Genomic DNA, 19,677 nt, shown 5'->3' on the forward strand with positions numbered 1-19,677 from the left:
TCATACCCTTACTTTTCTCGTTTGTCAATGGGTATTTTCAACCATGATATTCCTATTATACTACAATTACAAGGAATTTAAAAAAAGTGTGAGCGTTGCTCACACTTTGCTCCCGAGCGAGTTGAATTCCACTCGTTTGAACTATGTATTAATCTTCATTTTATTTACTCAGGTCCGCACTTATATAAGATCATAGGAAATACAGACCGGACGGCCTGTGCGGGGCTCTCTCACAATCTCTGCATCAATGTGGAAGGTTTGGCGGAGTACCTGAGGGGTCATAACCTCCTCAGGCGTGCCGTGCTTAACGATTTTCCCAGCGCGGACGGCAATCATATAATCGGCAAAACGTGTGGCAAGATTCAGATCGTGGAGTACCATCACAATAGTGTGCCCCTGCTCTCTGTTCAAACGGTATAATAACTCCAGTACTTCCAACTGATAGGATAAATCGAGATAAGTGGTCGGCTCGTCCAAGAGAATCAAGTCTGTCTGCTGAGCCAATGCCATGGCAATCCACACCCGCTGGCGCTGACCGCCGGACAGATTATCAATCGCCTTGGTTTCAAGCTCTGTAAGTTTTGTGACCTCCAATGCCCAACTTATGATTTTTTTATCCTCATTTTTCAGCTTTCCAAAGCCGTGCTGGTGGGGAAATCTCCCATAGGCTACCAACTCATTCACCGTCAGCCCGGAGGGAGCCTGCGGAGACTGAGGCAATACCGCCATCCTTCGCGCCACCTCCTTGGTAGGTAAATTATAAATATCATCTCCGTTTAAGTACACCATTCCATTTTTCGGTTTCAATATACGCCCAATTGCCTTGAGTACCGTAGATTTTCCACAGCCGTTGGGGCCAATGATGGTCGTTATTTTGCCTTGAGGAATTTGCATATCTAAATCATCGACCACAAGATAATTCTCGTAGGCAATGGATAAGTTTTCTGTTGTAATGCTGTTCATCTTTATCATCCTTTCGTTACCTCCTGCTCTTTGCCAGCAGGAAGAAGAAGTACGGAGCCCCTATAATACTCACCATGATGCCGGTGGGGATTTCCAAAGGCTGTACTATCACCCGGGCAATGGTATCAGCAGCCAAAACCAATACAGCGCCTGTCAGCCCACAGACAGGGACTAAAATAGTATGTTTCGGTCCCACTAACTTCCTTGCCATATGGGGTGCAATTAGCCCGACAAAGCTGATACTGCCGCTTACTGCCACGCAACAGGCAGCCAGTGCAACAGCCACAGCCAGCAAGCTGCGCCGTTCACGCTCCACCGAGGCACCTAGGCTGCACGCCACATCATCCCCAAGGTTCAGCACATCCAGCACACGGGATTTTGCCAGCACATAAGGAATCAATATTAGCAACCATGGCAGCAACGCAAGCACAAAGTTCCAGTTACTCCCCCAAATACTCCCTGCCTGCCACGAAGCGACAAAGTTGTACTGTGTTTCGTCCAGCTTTACGACCAGCACAGTGGTCAGCGCGGAAATCCCCGCCTGTATCGCAATGCCTGTGAGAATTAGGCGCATGGGTGCAATACCCTCACTTTTTTTGTGGGAAATTGCATAGATAATAACTGCTGTCACTCCTGCGCCGGAAAGAGCCAAAAACGGCAGGGTAAAAATAGAAAGAAAGGACTGTGTTCCAAAGAATAACACATATAATATGACCATCATTCCCGCGCCTGCGTTGATACCAAGCAATCCCGGGTCTGCCAGAGCATTTTGGGATACACCCTGAATGATGCATCCGGAAAGGGAAAGTCCTGCTCCCACAAGAAGGGAAACTACAATACGGGGAAGCCTGAGTTCAAATAAAATTAGATTTTCTTTTACACTTCCGCCGCCAAAAAGCGTGCGCAGCGTATCTTGGGGAGAAAGCTTTGTATAGCCGGTATTCATGCTGATGATAAACGAAATGAGAAGCAGCACGGCGCAACTGATTATTACAGCCGTGTTGCGCAGTACAATTTTTTGTTTATATTCTTCATTTTTCTGCTGTTGGATTGTCATCACAGTGCCCTCCTTTGCTTGCGTGCTAAATAAAGGAAAAAAGGAATACCCACAAGAGCAATCAAAGCGCCGATTGGAGTTTCAAAAGGCGGGTTCAGTGTTCTTGCTCCCATATCCGCCACCACCACCAGAAGCGCTCCCAGTACGGCGGAGACCGGGATAATCCAACGATAGTCCACTCCTACAAGAAAACGCGCAAGGTGCGGAACAACCAGACCCACAAAGCCTACTGCGCCCACAACGGATACGGATGCTCCTGCCAGAACCAGTACGATGACAGAGCATAACACATTGATTAACGCCGTATTCAATCCCAAACCTTTTGCCACCTCTTCACCCAGACTTAAGAGGGAGATGGAGCGTGAAAGAAAGATCGACCCCAAAAGTGCTCCCGCAATCCACGGCGTCATAATTTTGACCTGCTGCCAGTTAGATCCTGCCACACCGCCGGCTGTCCAAAACATGATATCCTGTGCCACATTAAAGTACAGGGCGATGCCCTGGCTGAGTGCCATTAAAAATGCGCTGACCGCAGCACCCGCCAGAACCAGCCGCATAGGTGCAGCACCGTCACGTCGGAAAGAAGCAATACTATTGACTAATCCTGCACCCAATGCCGCACCTAAAAAAGAAAATAGGATAATCTGCATATAACTCATGCCGGGAAAAAATGCAAAACAGATTGACAGCATAAATCCCGCTCCGGCATTGAGGCCCATCAAACCCGAATCCGCCATTGGATTGCGGGTCATCCCCTGCATAATAGCTCCTGACACAGCAAATGCCGCACCCACAAGGGCGCTGGCAAGCACACGGGGCAGTCTTAAATCTACCACAATGAGATGCTGTGTGTTGTCTGCATTAAAATGGAATAAGGCATTCCATACCACGGGCAGCGGTATTTCCGCTGCACCCTTGGTAATAGAAAATGCCATCAACAGAACAAGAAGACCGGACCCTCCGGCTATAATCAGCCACGCTGCCCAAATGCGGCTTTTTTCCTTTATTTGAACCGAATATTCGTTCATTTAGATACTGCTCCCATAAGACTTTGAATCTCATCCAAAGACCATTCTATGGACAAAACATCACCCGATGATAAACGAGAACCGAGCACGTAAACATTTTCATTTTTTACGGCTGATAATTGCTTCCACACTGAGTTCTCAAAGGTTTCCTGCACAAATGCATCATCCTCTTCGGTTTGTTTGATAACAAATATGTAATCCGGGTCATATTCCGGCAGAATTTCAAGGGATAACTGCATAGCACTTGTTAAATTAGAGATATCCTCAGAAGGAACGCTTAATCCAAGATATTGATATACTGTAGGAAAGGTGCTGGAAGGATAAGTATACATGTTTTTTTGAGAGAACTGAATCACCATGGCTGTCTCCCCTTCTTTCACCACATTGCTAAGAGATTCCTTAATCCCAGCCAGCTTGTTGTCAAACTCTTCAAGCCATGCCTGCGCTTCGTCCGTCCTGCCTGTAATCTCTCCTATTGTCTGTATGTTTTCCAATGCGTCGCCAAAAAAAGGACCTACAACTGTCGGTGCGATTTTTTCCAGAGCTGCCAGCGTCTCATCATCGGTCACCTTTTGAGGTGTAATAATCAAGTCCGGATTGAGTTCGATAATCTTTTCTAGATTAAGGCTGCCTACCGCACCTATGGATTCGATTCCCTCTTTCTGCTCATCGTCCAAATATTGAAGCCAGCCATCCGCCACTCCCAGCGGTTTGATTCCCAACGCAATCAACTCACCCGCCATATTAACAGCAACAATCCGTTGAGGCTGAACCGGAATTTCTACCGTTCTGCCCGCCAAATCGGTATACTCTTTTGTAGCCGCGGCTTCTGTATTTTCTGATTGAGAATCAGAAGTGGAACAACCGGCGAGTATGCCGGTAATCATTATAAGTGAAAACAATAAAGCAATCGCTTTTTTCATAATAAAAACCTCCATGTAGTTTGTTTTGTCTAACCGTGTGTTAGTTTAGCAAAACTATATGCATATTTGAATGTTCAAATCATTAAACTACATATCCATTACGTGAATCGCACATTTTTTGAAAAAAGCTTGGCGCAATACCGTATTTTTTCTTAAACTGTTTACTGAAACTAAATCCATCGGAGTATCCCACCGTCAGTGCAACATCTTCTACGGTTAATCCGCCGGTCTTTAAAAGTTCTGCTGCCTGCTTCATCCTGCAATTATTCAAATGACCTGCCGGTCCCACATCAGAGAACTTACGAAACACATAATAAAGTCTGTTCTCCTTAATACCAAACTGCCTTGCAATAGAAAGAATATCTAAATCCTGTGTGCAGTGGTCCTCGATATATGCAGAAACCCGGCTATACAAGTCGCACGCTTCAATATTCTGATCATCCATTGAATTAGAAAGCATTTCAGAGAGTATATTATAAAATGTACTATTTGCCCGTAACCGACGTATATTTTTATCTATTTCTTGTGTCCTGTACAATTGGACAAGTAATTTCTTTATCGCCGGCGTTTGATAAGTATTTAAGTAATATCCACCCGGCATATCATTACTGTGTGAGCCAATAATATCGTAAGCTATAATGATAATATCCCATTTATTTTCACCCACAGTAGCATAATCATGCCAGCAGTCAGGTCCTCCATGAAATACTGTATTATTTGATGCTATTCCTTTGGCATCGTTAAATTGCATTTTTCCTTCACCGGATAAAGTAAATACCAAACCATAGTCTTCTTCAATTGTAGGACCGGCATAACGAAAACCAGGCTCATGCTGCACTCGATACACGTTGTTGACAACAACAGCAGAATGATTATAAAAATTAGACAGTTTCTGTATATCCATGACTTTACACCTCCTAGTCAACATAACAGTTAGCCATAACTAACCATTATATAATACTCTATTTTAGCATGGTTTTCAAGGATATCTTCCTCTTCCGATTACCTGTGCGGCTCACCATCAAATGCAACTATTTAAATATTTCTGCATGGCCTAACTGTTAGGCATATCTCATCCCATTCCTTTATATATTATAATAACGATAATAACCGGAGTCATCATGCTACATAAATGTAAAAAATATCTTGGGCTTTTCTGCTGCGCGCTCTTTGGCGTCGCCGTCGCTCTTTATTTTGCCTCTCTGCAAAATGTAATTCATCAAACCGCCAGTATGGAGTCCACACAAGCCTCTTTTCAGGAATTTACGACAAGGCTGTTTCAGACCGAAGTGACGGAAAATACCTTGTCTCTCCATTATACCCTCCAAAATCCCGAAAATTATGCCATTGAAGAATACCCGATTACCTTCGGAGATTTTTCAGAGCAGAGCCTTTTGGAAAATGAGGCGTCCCTAGAGGAGTACATAAAAGAGCTGCAAACCTTTCCCTACAATGAGCTGAGCAAGAATCAGCAGCTCACCTATGATCTATTGTATGACTATTACTCCAGCACCTTAGAAAATTGGGACTTAACCTACTATTCTGAAGTTCTGAGTCCCACCACAGGCACGCAGGCGCAGCTTCCGATTCTTTTAGCGGAATACAGCTTTCACTCCGAGCAAGACGTCATTGACTACCTAACCCTTCTCACCAAAATGGACGACTATTACAGCTCTATCCTTAGTTTCGAAAAGAGAAAATCCGACATAGGGCTTTTTATGTCTGATGAAGTTGCCGCACAGATTATCGATCAGTGTAATGATTTTATTGCAGAACCCGAGCAAAACTATTTGCTCACCACGTTTAACAGCCGCGTTGATGAACTTTCCGCCTTAAGCGATTCTGCAAAATCCAATTACAAGCTGCAAAATAAATCCATTTTATACAGCGATGTCATACCTGCTTACCATATTTTAATTGAGGGGCTCACCGATTTGGCAGGCACCTGCGTCAATTCCCAGGGGCTTTGCTATTTTGAAAACGGACAGCGTTACTATGAATATCTCGTTCAAAGCAGCACCGGCTCATCCAAATCTATTTTTGAATTAAAAAAACTTCTAAATGCCTACATGAAAAATGATTTAACCCAGATGGCGCAAATTGCTGCCGAGGACCCGACTATTCTCACTGCCTCCGACAGCTACAGCTTTGATTTGACGGACCCCGCTCTTATACTGGAGGATTTAAAATTGAAAATATCCACTGATTTTCCGACACCTCCCGATGCGAATTACACGGTAAAGTATGTGGATTCCTCCCTGTCAAAACACCTAAGCCCTGCATTTTATCTGACACCGCCCATTGACAACATCGCCGACAACTCTATCTACATCAATCCTGAAAATAATTATTCCAAAATTGATTTGTACACGACGCTTGCACATGAGGGCTATCCCGGACATCTGTACCAAAATATTTATTTTAACTATAACAACACCGATCCAATCCGCAACCTTCTCAACTACAGCGGCTATTCCGAGGGCTGGGCAACCTACGTGGAGATGTATTCTTACCAATTGGCTGATATCGATTCGAATCTGGCAAAGGTTTTGCAGCTCAATAACGCCATAACCCTCTACCTGTACGCCAATATGGATATCGGAATTCACTATGACGGCTGGACCTTAAAGGATACAGCGGACTATCTGGCAGATTACGGAATTGAAAATGAGGATACTGTGTCCGATGTTTACTGTGCCATTCTCTCAGAGCCGGCTAACTATTTAAAATACTGCATCGGCTATTTGGAATTTATGGAATTAAAAAAGACTGCCAAGAATGCTCTGGGCAGTGACTTTTCCTTAAAAGATTTTCATCAGTTCCTATTAGATACAGGACCTGCACCTTTTTCAATTATTGAAAAATACATGAATAATTGGATTAATGATAATTTTTGAAAAAATCGGTCATATTTGTAATCGCCTTTACCAGAATCAGGGTTTCCTCCTTGGTAAGACCCTTCACGGTAGCCTTAATCATATCATCGTGAAACTTCTGGTGATGGTGATATGCCTTTTTTCCTTTTGCTGACAAGGACAGCAAAACAACACGCCTGTCCTCTTCACTTCTTACACGCTCTACATAATTTTTCTTTACAAGGCTGTTTATGGCAATGGTCAGCGTACCAACCGTCACCGACATTTTTTTGGCAACCGCGGACATATTTCTCGGACTTCCAATGCCGATTGCATCTATGATATGCATATCATTGCCAGTAATATCCTTGAATTCCTCTGTAATCAATGCTTTTTCTTCAATATCCATGATATCATTAAAGAGATTCACTAATATTTCATTAAAGCTATTGTAGATATCCACGACGTCACCAACTTTCTCTTAGGATATCCACATTATACAATATTTGCGACTTTTTCACAATATCCTGCCTATTTTTTTACATTATTTGTTACCGCACACCATAAAGCTAAACGGTGTAATCTCTTTTGTCTCCCTACATCATTCGTGCCAAAATAGCCGATAATATTACTCCCGTAATTGTGGATAGGAGTGCACCTGCAAGCGTCCACCTTGTCTTTGTAACCTTTGCCGCCATAAAATAAACGCTCATTGTGTAAAATACCGTCTCTGTGCAGCCCATCATAATGGAAGCCGTCAGACCTATGTAGGAATCAGTACCATATTCCTTAAATAAATCAAGTGCAAGCCCTGTCGCAGCGGAAGAGGAGAACAGGCGCACAATCGCAAGAGGCACAAGCTCCGACGGAAATTGGAGATAACTCGTAAGACCTCCCACCAATCCCGCCAAAAAATTCAGGAAGCCGGATGCCCGCAATATGCCCACGCCCATCATCAATCCGATGAGCGTCGGCATAATATTGAGAACGGTTTTAAACCCGTCCTTTGCCCCTGAGATAAATTCATCGTAGATATTTTTTTTCATCAAAAGCCCGAAACCTACAATGTAAAATATCATAAGGGGCATAATATAATTAGATAAAAAAATCAGTACTTTCATTGATGTCTCACCGCCATAAATTTTGCAAAGATAATACCTACAATAGTTGATATCGTGGTCGCCACAATGGTAGGCGCCGTGATGATAGAAGGATTTACCGAACCGTACTGACTCCGGTAGGCAATGATATTAATCGGTATGAGCTGCAAGGATGAAATGTTAATAATCAAAAAAGTACACATTTCGACACTTGCCTTTTCATTCTCATGATTTAACTCCTTTAGGCTCTCCATTGCCATAAGTCCCGCCGGCGTTGCCGCCCATCCAAGTCCTAAAATATTAGCGATGATATTCGTCGTGATATACTCTCTCGCCTTGTGATTCTTTGGAATATTCGGAAACATGAAGTCCACAAACGGCTTTATCTTGTCTGTTGCCGCCTTTATAATGCCCGACACCTCCGCAATTCTCATCAGACCTACCCACACACCCATGATACCCACCATCGTAATACAAAGCTCCACGGCTTCCTTGGCGGAATCAAGTGCGGCTGCTGTAATTTCCGGCATTGTACCATTAAAAGCACCATATACAATTCCAATCAGAATCATGGCTCCCCATAAGTAATTAAGCATAAAACCACACACCATTTTTTAGTATATTATGCCGATAATATACGAATTATAACTAAATTGTTAGGATTTTATATGTGTTTTATGTATTTTTAGTAATTTCTCTCTATTTCTATTTGACAAATGACGTGTTATAATTGTACAAGTGGAAGTTATATTCAAAAGAATAAGGAGAAAAAGTTTATGGAAATTACAACACTTCTTGGCGTACTTACCGGTATTATTGCGGTAGTTGGCGCCATGTATTTTAAGCATCTCAGCTTCGATATCTTTTTAAATCCGGCGGCATTCTTTGTTATTTTTGTCGGAACTGTAGCTACTGTTTTAAATTCCTTTCCGGGCAAAAATTTGAAGAATATAGGTGCATTATTCAGAATTCTTTTTACAACGCAAAAAACTGGGGGAGAAGTTGAACTTATTAAGCTTATGATGGAGCTTGCAACAGAAGCAAGAAAAGATGGTCTCTTATCTCTCGAAGTAAAAGCCAACGAGATTGAAGATCCTTTTATTCGAAAAGGAATTCGTATGGTTGTCGACGGTATGAGTGAAGAATACATAGTAGACGTTTTAGGAACTGAAATAGAAGCAATAGAAGAAAGACATCGTACAAATGCGAGCATTTTTTCATCCGCAGGTATGTATGCCCCTACTCTGGGTGTACTTGGTGCCGTGTTCGGACTTATTGCGGCTATGGCACATATTGATGATACAGCTGCCATGTCAGAGGCAATCGCGGCTGCCTTTATGGCAACAATCCTTGGTATCTTTACCGGTTACGTATTATGGAATCCGTTTGCAACAAAATTAAAAGTAAAGAGTCAGGATGAGGTGTTACTGAAGGGTATGGCAATTGAAGGCTTATTATCCATTCAAAAGGGTGATTCTCCTATTATGGTACAGGACAAGCTTATCTCTGTATTACCTCAGTCTGAGCAGGATAAAGTATTAGAAGAATTAAGTCACGAATAGGAGGGGACCAAGATGGCTAAAAAGAAGAAAAAACAGCACCATGAAGAAGAAAATGGTGAAGCTTGGCTGTTACCCTATTCTGATTTAATGACCTTGCTGTTAGCCGTTTTTATTGTTCTCTTCGCTGTTAGCAAGGTAGATCAGGCGAAATCTTCTGAAATGGCAGAGGCATTTCGTAGCACTATGACTACCGCTGGATTTGAAGGCAGCGGCGTATTTGAAAACAACGGTACTTCTCCGCTTCCTCTCTATCCGGATGGTTCTGACGGTGAACAGACTCTGACAGAGGGCGGAAATTCAGATACAGAAAATCAAAACGAAGGGGAAGGTACCGGACTCGGACAGAGCGAGCTTGATAATCTCGAGGAAGTACAGACTACCTTGGATACCATGTTTGAGGAAGATGGGGTAAGCACATCCGTTTCTACCTACATCGATGACAGAGGACTTATTATCAGTCTCGACAATGCCATTCTCTTTGATTCAGGAAGTGCTGAAATTAAGCTTGCAAATGAAGATACTCTTCTTCAGATTGCTAATACAATTAATGCATTGGATAATTATATCCGTATTGAGGGTCATACTGATAACATTCCAATCAGTAATTCTATTTACCCTTCCAACTGGGAATTATCTTCAGCGAGAGCTGCCAGCGTAGTTAAATTATTTATTGCAAAATGTGATATTAATCCTGAAAAGCTTGTAGCGGTAGGCTACGGTGAGTACAGACCGATTTCTGATAACTCAACCGCAGAGGGCAGAGCCCAGAACAGACGAATTGATATTATCATTCTAAGCGAGAAATACAATAGTTTGGAGAATCAGCTTAACGGTTCATCCACAGCGCAATAGAAGTGTTAACATACTTAGCTGCTATTATGCAGAGCGACTTAATTTATAAGTTTGTTCTGTATGATAGCAGCTTTTTATTGCTTTAATAGCCACTTTTTAACTTCCTTACCATAAATTATCGATGGAAACCATGTATAAAACGCGTTACAATTATTTTATACATGTAAAACAATATTATTTGGAGGTCAAAGATTGAAAAAGAAATATATTCTCATACTCGCTTCTGTTTTCCTTATTCTTGCCGCCATTTTCATCGGTATTCAAAGTCAGAAGCCAACAAGCATACAAATGTCTTATCCTGACTTTTTAACTGCCGTTGAAGGCAAAGAGGTAACAGAAGTCACCTTCACAAATGATGACAATACATTTGAAGCCAAACTTACAGCAACACCGGACTCGGTTTATCTTGTCCCAAATCCAAAGACAGAAAATTTTACGGAGTATTTACTTCTTCAAGATATTACTGTCCAATATGAAAATACAGGCATACTTCCGCTTAATTTGCTTCTTATTATCGGTGTGCTCGGTGCCGCAGGCGGTTTTTGGTATGTTCGTTATGGAAATAAGATGAATTTGCAGTCGGACTCACTTGTTATGAAGAAAACAGCCATGACTAGCAATGCAGCTAAGAAGAAAAGCAAAAACTCCTTCGTTAATTTAAATTCGGTAGCGGGCAATGTAGAGGCAAAGTCCATGCTTGAGGATGTTATCAGCTTTATTAAAGAACCAGAGAAATATTCAACCGTAGGCGCGAGAATGCCAAAGGGTGTTCTTTTGTATGGTCCTCCCGGCACAGGTAAGACTCTTCTTGCAAAGGCAGTGGCAGGCGAGGCTGACGTTCCCTTCTATGCAATGAGCGGCTCTGATTTCGTTCAAATGTATGTAGGGGTAGGTGCAAGCCGTATCCGAAGCTTATTTCAGAAGGCAAAAAAGAGTGAAAAGGCTGTTATTTTTATTGATGAGATTGATGCGATTGGAAAAAAGAGAGGAAAAAGTGCTTCCAGCAGCAATGATGAGCGCGATCAGACCTTAAATGCACTTCTCACAGAGATGTCCGGCTTCCATGAAAATTCCGGAATTGTCGTGATTGGTGCCACAAACCGTCTTGACACCTTGGATGATGCACTTCTTCGTCCGGGACGTTTTGACAGACAGATTGAAATAGGGCTTCCTGACGTAAATTCCAGAAGAAAAATACTGGCGCTTCATGCCAAGACAAAACCAATTGCTGATGATGTAGATTTAAATGCATTATCCAAATCTACCGTTTATTTCAGCGGTGCCATGCTTGAAAATCTCCTCAATGAGGCAGCGATTTATGCCGCTAATGAAAAACATTCAGCAATATCAAATGAACACATAGAAAAGGCATTTTACACGGTTATAGCGGGTGCTCCAAAGACCGACCGCTCCTACATCACAAGCCGCGACTTAAAAATTACGGCATACCACGAGGCAGGCCATGCGCTGGCAACAAAGCTGCTTCTCCCTGAAAACTATATATCCAAAGTTACAATCATTCCAAGCGTAAGCGGCGCAGGCGGCTTTAATCTGACAATTCCAAAGGATACCTTATATCAAAACCAGAGGCAGATTAAGGCAACCATACAAACCCTTCTTGCAGGGCGAGCTGCCGAGGAATTGATTTTTGGCAGTGACGAGGTGACAACCGGTGCCAGCAATGATATCCAGAAGGCATCCCGCATGACACTTGACTATATGAATAAATTCGGAATGGATTCGGAGCTTGGCCTATTCAGCTTATCCTGCCTTGATTACGAATCTGACAGCCAATTAATTCAAAAATGCAGGGAGTTTACTAACGTCCTGTACGACGAGACAAGGCAGCTTCTTAAGGACAACTTGAATCTTCTTGAACAGATTACACTTGAATTACTGGAAAAGGAATCTTTAAATGCAGCCGATATTGAACGAATTTGCGCATAAAAGAATTTTAATTTATTGCTTTTATACTGGAATATAATAATAGAGAGGATTGCCATCGGTTTATTTCTAAGCCGCACTGCAATCCTCTCTATTTATAGTTTAAGCAAAGCACCATACACATCTCTCTTTGAGATTCCTCTATCTTTTGCCACCAGCTTCATTGCTTCCTTTTTATCAATTCCTTGGTTTACATAATATTCCATGTGCTTCTCTATGGACATTTCGTTCCATTTTTCTCTGCTTTCCGCTTCTATTTCTGCAAAGCTGATTCCTTCTATCACGATGACACACTCACCCTTCGGCGCATTTTCCCTGTAATACTCCAGCGCCTCAGTAAGTGTTGTGACAAATGCTGTCTCATGCTTTTTCGTCAGCTCACGGCAAATCGTAACTCTTCTGTCCCCAAGCGACTCGTATAGCTCCTCCAAAGTCTTTACCAGGCGATGAGGTGCTTCATAGCAGATAATTGTCCTCGTCTCAGTTTTCAGTTCCTCCAATATAAGTGCCTTTTCTTTCTTATCCGCAGGCAAGAATGCCTCAAAGCAAAAGCGTCTTGTGGAAAGCCCGGACAATGTCAACGCTGTGATGCAAGCTGCTGCTCCCGGCAGAGAAGTAACCTCCACATTATTTTCGTAACATACCTTGACCAGCTCCTCACCCGGATCTGAAATTCCCGGTGTTCCCGCATCCGTTATCAAAGCGATATTTTCCCCTGCAAGCATTTTATCAACCAGATACTTTGCTTTGTCATATTTATTAAACTCATGGTAGCTTGTCATAGGCGTTTTTATCTCAAAATGGTTTAACAGCTTAATACTGTTTCTTGTATCCTCCGCTGCAATCAAGTCAACTTCCTTCAATGTTCTCACAACACGGAAAGTAATATCCTCCAGATTACCAATCGGAGTTGCACACAAATATAATTTTCCTGACATAATATCCTCCGTCCGCAGCATTCTTATATACTCCGGCTATCTCTGATGTCATTAACAGTCTTCTCAATAGCCATATATATCATAAATCTCATCCGTATACTTACCCTGCTCCTTATAGACAATAAGCGGAGCTTCCACCGTTATCCTCGATTTACCGCCCTTTAAAGCTTCAATTAACACCATATTCGGCTCTTTATCCACATAAGGATATACCAGCTTCATCCTCTTTGGTTCCAGCTTGTATTTGACCAGCGTCGTCATAATCTCCACCAGTCGAAACGGTCTATGTACCATATAGAATCTTCCGTTTACCTTCAAAAGCTTTGAGCCCTCCCGAATCACATCCTCCAGGCTGCAGCATATCTCATGCCTTGCAATCGCCTTTGGTTCATCAGGATTGACAAGCCCGTGGCTGTTTGTCATATAAGGCGGGTTTGTCGTAACAACATCAAAAGAGGCAGCCCCAAAAATTTTTGAGGCTCCCTTTATATCTCCGGTGACAATATCAATTTTTTCATCCAGGCGGTTATATGACACACTTCTTCTTGCCATATCCGCACTCTCTTCCTGAATTTCAAGGCCTGTAAAATGCTCTCCATCGGTTTTCGCCTCAAGTAAAATGGGAATAATTCCTGTGCCGGTTCCTAAATCCAATGCCCTCTCACCCTTTTTTACCTTTGCATATCCCGACAACAGAACCGCATCCATTCCAAAACAAAACTTTTCCGGATTCTGTATAATTGAATAACCATTTCTGTGAAGCTCATCCAGCCTTTCATTTTCATTCAGCTTAATTGTCATTTAGCTTAGATTTCCCTTCGTTTTTCTCTAACATTTCTAATTGCCTAAGCTCTGCATCGCACAGATCAATTTTTTCTTTTCTCTTCTTCGGCTTAAATCTCAATTGATCTACCTTATATTCCCGGATTTCCTTCTCGTCATTCAACGTAACAATTACCTTAACAAGCTGTCTCAATACGTTTACACTCTGAACCTCGCCCTTTAGGCTGTCATCCGTTGTCACAAAGTCACCAACATTCGGAAGCCGGCTGTTTAAATCCTCATATGTTTCCTCTTCATTCTTGAGGCAGCACATAAGTCTTCCGCAAACACCTGAAATCTTCGTCGGATTCAAAGATAAATTCTGCTCCTTCGCCATTTTAATGGAAACAGGTGCAAACTCAGACAAATGTGTATGGCAGCAAAGACTTCTTCCGCAAATGCCGATACCTCCTAAAATCTTTGTCTCATCTCTGACACCGATCTGGCGAAGCTCAATTCTTGTCTTGAAAACTGCCGCTAAATCCTTTACAAGCTCGCGGAAATCAATTCTGCCGTCCGCTGTAAAGTAAAACAATACCTTGTTATTATCAAATGTGTACTCTGCGTCAATCAGCTTCATCTCAAGCCCATGTTTTTTTATTTTTTCAAGGCAGATACGAAAAGCTTCCTTCTCTTTTGCCTTGTTGCTTGTCTCAACTTCATCATCCTCCGGGGTTGCAACTCTCATTACCTCTTTCAGAGGCTGTACCACCTTTGAATCCTCAACCTCCCTCGGACCTATTACAACAGCTCCGTACTCCACTCCTCTTGCAGTTTCAACAATCACATGCTCTCCTGCATTTATATCAAAATTCTTTGGGTCAAAAAAATAAATTTTTCCCGCAGCTCTAAATCTGACACCAATTATTTTTGTCATCCTAACTCCTTCCGTGTTATCCTATTCCATCCCTATCTCTTTTAGTTTTCCTTGATAGTTAACAGCAAAAGTTCCATTACCAATTCAAAATTAACATTTGCATTTAGTCGAACCTTAGCTTTTTCGATGGCATTGATAATATTCTCAATACCGTTGTAAGACCTTTTATTTGCCTGTTTTTTAATATCTGATATACTTTCTTTAAAAACCAGACTATTTATATCATTTGTCGCTTTAAATAAAAGAACATCACGAAACCACATAATAATTAAATCCAGATAATCTTCTATATTTAACTTATTTTCAGCTATTTTCTTAATATATTCAATTACCTCATACATCTCCATATCATCCATATTGCGGAGCATGGAAAAGGTATCATCTCTAAGCTCATCAAAATCCTGTGTGGAACCCAGCTTAATGGCTTTCCCCACATTCCCCTGCGCAAATGCAACACTGATATCCGCTTTATAATCAGGAACTTCCTGAACCTCCATCAAATATTTTCGAATCAGCTCATCCTCGACAAACTTTAGATTGAGCGTAATACATCTGGATAAAATAGTAGAAAGCAGTGCTTCATGATTCATTGTCAGAAGTATAATAATTGCATAGGCAGGCGGCTCCTCCAATGTCTTTAGAAGGGCATTCTGTGCTTGAACGGTAAGCTTGTCCGCCTCGTTTATAATGTATATCTTATATTTGCCGCTGTAGGGCTTTATTCCGATATCATTGTTAAGCTGTACTCTGATATCATCAACACCGATACTTCCCGGCTTCTCGTGAGATACCCAAATAATATCCGGATGATTTTGATTCACTGCCTGAATGCAAGACTGACACTTTCCGCAAGGCTCGTCATTTCCTGTCTCACACTGGAGCGTCATGGCAAATGCAGAAGCCAGCATTCTCTTTCCGGAACCCGCTTCCCCATTAAAAATATAGGCATGTGAAATCTTATCAAGTTTAATCGCACTTTTTAAATGTTCTATAATTTGTGTATGACCTATTATGTTTTTAAATCCAGACATTATTGTACTCCAATCTATTATTATGTGACTATATCCAATAACAATCCTTTTATTTCATCTATCTTGTTCAGTATATTCAGATGGTCCTTTTCATCGCGCATCAATTCCTTTGCAAGCTCATCTAAATTTTCATCTATCAGTCTGACGATTCCGTACACTCTGTGACGTCCGCGTCTGTCCAGAAAGTTTTCTCTTGAGAATTCATGTGAACGGCTTACTACTTCGTTCATAAATTCCTTTACCAGACCCCGGTATGTCTTCATATCACGAATATCCATATGCTTCGCAAGCTTATCACCCTGCTCGCTTATTTGCTGCATCAATCCGCTTAGCTTGTCCTGTAAGTCTTTTTCCTGTATGCTGCTGATTAAAGTAAATTTAAAACTGCTGTCGGTCTGTTGAATTTTTCTTGTATTGTCAATCGCCGCCGCAGATGAACTTTCATTAACCTTTAGATTCACATTCTCACCTCTTTCTTATCTATATTATACATAAAGATTTTTCATTTTACAACCTTGTTTATATAATCAGAAACTTCCTGTATACAATCCAGTAAGCCTTCATTTTGAAACCTTTTTCCGATTCCGGCTTCCACTAATTTCTCCTCGGAAAAATCCTGCTGATCCGCCAGAAATCTTCTGCACATTTCCTCATATTTGGGAAAGGTCTGCCCTTTCTCACGCTTAAGTGCTCTCTCTAAACGAAGCCCATCCTCCACTTCAATATAAATCGGTACGATTGATTCCTCCCCGTAATATTCCTTTGTCTTGAGATAGGATTCAATTGTGCCTATCATCAGGTAATTTTCGGTTTCCAGATTAATCTGAGAATCCTTTGCCGTAAAATATCTCCAAATTCCATAGACCGTATTATATGCCCTGACTTCAATTACCTTTCCGTCCTTCTCCAACCGTTCAAATTCTGAATCATCTACAAAAATGTACTCTTTTCCATTTGTTTCTCCCTCTCGAATCGGTCTTGTCGTATACATCAAAACACTTTTCAGCTTCAGCTTATCATCACCTAGTATTTTTTTATATATTGTGTCCTTGCCAGAGGAACTTTTACCCATAATATAAAATATTTTACCCATTTTTCCACATTTTCCTTTGAATATTCATCTTGTTATCTATTTTTAATCTTGAGTTCGCTCCTACTTTTGTATCATAAACGAACTACCTGAATCTTTCTATTTGAGCTGTCCTTCATACCCTCTATGGAAAGTCCCATGTCAGCGTATTTGTGAACCTGTTCAACAAGCTTTCCTGTAATCTGCTCTCCCGGCGCAATCAAAGGAATACCTGGCGGATATAAGTAAACGTATTCCGCTGCTATTTTTCCCTCGGCATCTTTAAGCTCACAGTCAGCTTTCTCTTCATTTTGTGCCTTCGTTATTGTCATACACACTTTTGCTTCATAATCTATCGCAGTACCTATCTCCGCCTCCGAAGCTAGCGTAATTTCTTCCTTATCTTGTCTCTCATTTACTTCATCGTCAATCTCATGTAAAGCCTGAATAAGACGTTGGTATCCTGCCTCTGTATCCATAACGGAGGTCATAGCTAATGCATAATCACCTGCCGCCATCTCTAGCTGTAAATGATAGTTATTTAATAAGCGAGAATATAATTCCTTACCTGATATATCGGTATTTTTCACTGATAAGATTAACTTAGAGCGGTCCAAATCATAAATATCATTATTGCCGACTATATTTTCTTCGACCATCTTTATTTTTTTTAAATCGGATATCCCATTTCTCAAAAATGAAAGGTTATCTGCATAGGAAGAAAATAGTTGTTCGCCTTTTTGCTTAATCAATTCAACACAAGAATCAATACTTGCCATCAGCACATAAGATGGACTGCTTGTCTGATAAATTGACAAATATCTTTTTAATTTATCTCTATCTACTCTGTTTCCGTTTACATGCATAATTGCCGTCTGCGTCAAAGAAGGCAGCGTTTTATGAACACTGTGGATAACGATATCTGCTCCCTTACTGTTTGAGTTTTCGGGAAAGTAGGGGTGAAATCCAAAATGTGCGCCATGTGCCTCATCTACAATAAGAGGAATATGAAACTTATGAACCTCCTTTGCAATTGCCTCAACATCTGATACAATCCCGTCATAGGTAGGAGATGTTATGATAACTGCTTGAATATTTTTGTTTTTTATCAACAATTGTTTTATATTTTGAGTATTTAATCCACAATTTACACTATATTTTCCCATTTTTTGTGGATAAATATAAATATTTTTCAATTCATTGAGGAAAACTGCATTATATACTGCCTTATGACAATTGCGTGCCATTAATACAGTTCCACCTTTTGTTGTACAGGCAGAAACAGCACTCAATATACCGGCAGTTGTCCCGTTTACCAAAAAATAAGATTCCTCAGATTTATAAAGCTGTGCCGCCTTTTTCTGCGCGTCCAGCAAAATTCCCTCACTGTGATGTAAATTATCAAACCCGTCAATTTCCGTAATATCAAGGCTGAAGGGATTCACAAAATCTATTTCACGGTTTCTTTTATGCCCGGGCATATGAAAAGGATAGTAATCAGAATTGCTATATTTTTTTAATTGCTCATACAAATTCATTTTTCTTCTCCTTTCCAATTTTTCTAAATAAGTATATCATAAAATGTCCTATGCTTAAATATAAAAATAGGAAGTGCTGATTTTTCAACACTTCCGTAATATTTTAATATAAATAAAAAAACTGCATCCAAGTTCATTTTGTAATATACAGTCTTTGCAGTGAGACATCGGGGATTCGAACCCCGGACAACTTGATTAAAAGTCAAGTGCTCTACCAACTGAGCTAATATCCCATTTAATGCCCAGAGCCGGAATCGAACCAGCGACACGAGGATTTTCAGTCCTCTGCTCTACCGACTGAGCTATCTGGGCATTTAACCTATTCAGTTAAAAATTGCGGGGGCAGGATTTGAACCTACGACCTTCGGGTTATGAGCCCGACGAGCTTCCAGACTGCTCCACCCCGCGGTAATAATATATAATTTTGTGATAAAATGGATGGAGAAGGATTCGAACCTTCGAAGTCGTAGACAACAGATTTACAGTCTGCCCCCTTTGGCCGCTCGGGAATCCATCCATAAAAATTTAACACTTCTTCTTTTAAACAAGTGCTAAACTTAAGCCGACGATCGGACTCGAACCGATAACCTGCTGATTACAAATCAGCTGCTCTGCCAATTGAGCCACGTCGGCGCAGAAAAATAGATAACAAAAATGGGACCTACAGGGCTCGAACCTGTGACCCTCTGCTTGTAAGGCAGATGCTCTCCCAGCTGAGCTAAGATCCCATGGGTAAAAAACAATATTTAGTTAAAAACGACCCGAATGGGACTCGAACCCACGACCTCCGCCGTGACAGGGCGGCGCTCTAACCAACTGAGCCATCGGGCCAATAAAGGTTTATACCTTCAAAACTGTATATAGAATTCGAATAATTCAATAAGAGACACTAAGGAAGTTCGATTTCGTTTCACTCTATCGAACGACCAACGCACTAAGCTCTGCCTTCGCTTCGCTCGTCAATTGCTAAGTGCTTATGGTCATGCCCTCGACCGATTAGTAACAGTCAGCTCCATACATTGCTGCACTTCCACCTCTGTCCTATCTACCTTGTACTCTTCAAGGGGTCTTACTAGCTTACGCTATGGGATATCTCATCTTGAGGGGGGCTTCACGCT

19 protein-coding genes, 7 tRNA genes and 1 rRNA gene are annotated in these 19,677 nt (G+C 41.4%); 4 read left to right on the forward strand and 23 right to left on the reverse strand.

What is annotated here, in order from left to right; all coding sequences use genetic code 11:
• Window positions 1-180: 180 nt before the first annotated feature.
• The 5 genes from CTY48_RS05375 to CTY48_RS05395 all read right to left on the reverse strand — a co-directional run bounded on the left by CTY48_RS05375 (window position 181) and on the right by CTY48_RS05395 (window position 4,875).
• Window positions 181-972, reverse strand: a complete 792-nt coding sequence (locus CTY48_RS05375; protein ID WP_331463142.1) for an ABC transporter ATP-binding protein — start codon at window positions 970-972, stop codon at window positions 181-183.
• Between the two features lie 7 nt (window positions 973-979).
• Window positions 980-2,020, reverse strand: a complete 1,041-nt coding sequence (locus CTY48_RS05380) for a FecCD family ABC transporter permease (protein ID WP_099467472.1) — start codon at window positions 2,018-2,020, stop codon at window positions 980-982.
• Window positions 2,020-3,048, reverse strand: coding sequence for a FecCD family ABC transporter permease (locus tag CTY48_RS05385; RefSeq protein ID WP_099467473.1), 1,029 nt, complete (start codon window positions 3,046-3,048; stop codon window positions 2,020-2,022). The genes CTY48_RS05380 and CTY48_RS05385 overlap by 1 nt, the downstream gene beginning before the upstream one ends.
• On the reverse strand, window positions 3,045-3,971 hold the full coding sequence (locus tag CTY48_RS05390) for an ABC transporter substrate-binding protein (protein ID WP_180272641.1): 927 nt from the start codon (window positions 3,969-3,971) through the stop codon (window positions 3,045-3,047). Before CTY48_RS05390 ends, CTY48_RS05385 begins: the two co-directional genes overlap by 4 nt.
• Window positions 3,972-4,053: 82 nt before the next feature.
• A complete protein-coding gene (locus CTY48_RS05395) occupies window positions 4,054-4,875 on the reverse strand; it encodes an AraC family transcriptional regulator (RefSeq protein WP_180272642.1) in 822 nt (273 codons plus the stop codon).
• A 217-nt stretch (window positions 4,876-5,092) separates the two neighbouring features.
• Between CTY48_RS05395 and CTY48_RS05400 the strand changes: the two genes are divergently transcribed.
• Complete coding sequence (locus CTY48_RS05400; protein ID WP_099467476.1) at window positions 5,093-6,868, forward strand: DUF885 domain-containing protein; 1,776 nt, start codon at window positions 5,093-5,095, stop codon at window positions 6,866-6,868.
• Here the strand turns inward: CTY48_RS05400 and CTY48_RS05405 are convergent.
• The 3 genes from CTY48_RS05405 to CTY48_RS05415 form a co-directional block, all read right to left on the reverse strand.
• Window positions 6,852-7,289 (reverse strand): MarR family winged helix-turn-helix transcriptional regulator, encoded by a 438-nt coding sequence (locus tag CTY48_RS05405; protein WP_236354738.1) that lies wholly within the window; start codon window positions 7,287-7,289, stop codon window positions 6,852-6,854. The genes CTY48_RS05400 and CTY48_RS05405 overlap by 17 nt on opposite strands.
• A 133-nt stretch (window positions 7,290-7,422) precedes the next feature.
• Window positions 7,423-7,947, reverse strand: coding sequence for a spore maturation protein (locus CTY48_RS05410; protein ID WP_099467477.1), 525 nt, complete (start codon window positions 7,945-7,947; stop codon window positions 7,423-7,425).
• A complete protein-coding gene (locus tag CTY48_RS05415; RefSeq protein WP_099467478.1) occupies window positions 7,944-8,522 on the reverse strand; it encodes a nucleoside recognition protein in 579 nt (192 codons plus the stop codon). The genes CTY48_RS05410 and CTY48_RS05415 overlap by 4 nt, the downstream gene beginning before the upstream one ends.
• 180 nt (window positions 8,523-8,702) lie before the next feature.
• Between CTY48_RS05415 and motA the strand changes: the two genes are divergently transcribed.
• The 3 genes from motA to CTY48_RS05430 all read left to right on the forward strand — a co-directional run bounded on the left by motA (window position 8,703) and on the right by CTY48_RS05430 (window position 12,287).
• Complete coding sequence (gene motA, locus CTY48_RS05420) at window positions 8,703-9,488, forward strand: flagellar motor stator protein MotA (protein ID WP_099467479.1); 786 nt, start codon at window positions 8,703-8,705, stop codon at window positions 9,486-9,488.
• A gap of 12 nt (window positions 9,489-9,500) precedes the next feature.
• Complete coding sequence (locus tag CTY48_RS05425; protein WP_099467480.1) at window positions 9,501-10,340, forward strand: flagellar motor protein MotB; 840 nt, start codon at window positions 9,501-9,503, stop codon at window positions 10,338-10,340.
• 192 nt (window positions 10,341-10,532) lie between these two features.
• Complete coding sequence (locus CTY48_RS05430; protein ID WP_099467481.1) at window positions 10,533-12,287, forward strand: ATP-dependent metallopeptidase FtsH/Yme1/Tma family protein; 1,755 nt, start codon at window positions 10,533-10,535, stop codon at window positions 12,285-12,287.
• 92 nt (window positions 12,288-12,379) lie between these two features.
• Here CTY48_RS05430 and rsmI read toward each other — a convergent pair whose 3' ends face one another.
• From rsmI to CTY48_RS05505, 15 genes are all read right to left on the reverse strand, one after another.
• Window positions 12,380-13,222 (reverse strand): 16S rRNA (cytidine(1402)-2'-O)-methyltransferase, encoded by an 843-nt coding sequence (gene rsmI / locus CTY48_RS05435; protein WP_099467529.1) that lies wholly within the window; start codon window positions 13,220-13,222, stop codon window positions 12,380-12,382.
• 63 nt (window positions 13,223-13,285) lie between these two features.
• Window positions 13,286-14,023: a tRNA1(Val) (adenine(37)-N6)-methyltransferase gene (locus CTY48_RS05440; RefSeq protein ID WP_099467482.1), complete on the reverse strand. Its 738-nt coding sequence runs from the start codon at window positions 14,021-14,023 to the stop codon at window positions 13,286-13,288.
• Window positions 14,013-14,921: a PSP1 domain-containing protein gene (locus tag CTY48_RS05445; RefSeq protein ID WP_099467483.1), complete on the reverse strand. Its 909-nt coding sequence runs from the start codon at window positions 14,919-14,921 to the stop codon at window positions 14,013-14,015. Before CTY48_RS05445 ends, CTY48_RS05440 begins: the two co-directional genes overlap by 11 nt.
• 41 nt (window positions 14,922-14,962) lie before the next feature.
• Window positions 14,963-15,952, reverse strand: coding sequence for a DNA polymerase III subunit delta' (gene holB / locus CTY48_RS05450; protein WP_099467484.1), 990 nt, complete (start codon window positions 15,950-15,952; stop codon window positions 14,963-14,965).
• Window positions 15,953-15,972: 20 nt separating this feature from the next.
• Window positions 15,973-16,413: a YaaR family protein gene (locus CTY48_RS05455; protein WP_099467485.1), complete on the reverse strand. Its 441-nt coding sequence runs from the start codon at window positions 16,411-16,413 to the stop codon at window positions 15,973-15,975.
• 41 nt (window positions 16,414-16,454) lie between these two features.
• The gene (locus CTY48_RS05460; RefSeq protein ID WP_099467486.1) at window positions 16,455-17,045 is read right to left on the reverse strand and encodes a nucleoside/nucleotide kinase family protein; all 591 of its coding nucleotides are present in this window, start codon (window positions 17,043-17,045) and stop codon (window positions 16,455-16,457) included.
• Window positions 17,046-17,116: 71 nt separating this feature from the next.
• Complete coding sequence (locus tag CTY48_RS05465; protein WP_099467487.1) at window positions 17,117-18,559, reverse strand: aminotransferase class I/II-fold pyridoxal phosphate-dependent enzyme; 1,443 nt, start codon at window positions 18,557-18,559, stop codon at window positions 17,117-17,119.
• Window positions 18,560-18,719: 160 nt separating this feature from the next.
• A tRNA-Lys gene (locus tag CTY48_RS05470) sits at window positions 18,720-18,792 on the reverse strand.
• A gap of 6 nt (window positions 18,793-18,798) precedes the next feature.
• Window positions 18,799-18,871, reverse strand: a tRNA-Phe gene (locus CTY48_RS05475).
• Window positions 18,872-18,893: 22 nt separating this feature from the next.
• A tRNA-Met gene (locus CTY48_RS05480) sits at window positions 18,894-18,967 on the reverse strand.
• A gap of 27 nt (window positions 18,968-18,994) precedes the next feature.
• Window positions 18,995-19,076: transfer RNA gene (locus CTY48_RS05485), tRNA-Tyr, on the reverse strand.
• Window positions 19,077-19,119: 43 nt separating this feature from the next.
• A tRNA-Thr gene (locus CTY48_RS05490) sits at window positions 19,120-19,192 on the reverse strand.
• Between the two features lie 22 nt (window positions 19,193-19,214).
• A tRNA-Val gene (locus tag CTY48_RS05495) sits at window positions 19,215-19,287 on the reverse strand.
• A gap of 29 nt (window positions 19,288-19,316) precedes the next feature.
• Window positions 19,317-19,390, reverse strand: a tRNA-Asp gene (locus CTY48_RS05500).
• Between the two features lie 145 nt (window positions 19,391-19,535).
• Window positions 19,536-19,677: ribosomal RNA gene (locus CTY48_RS05505) — 23S ribosomal RNA — on the reverse strand; the annotation flags it as partial.

Source organism: Konateibacter massiliensis (assembly GCF_900184995.1).
Classification (GTDB): domain Bacteria; phylum Bacillota; class Clostridia; order Lachnospirales; family Lachnospiraceae; genus Lachnotalea; species Lachnotalea massiliensis.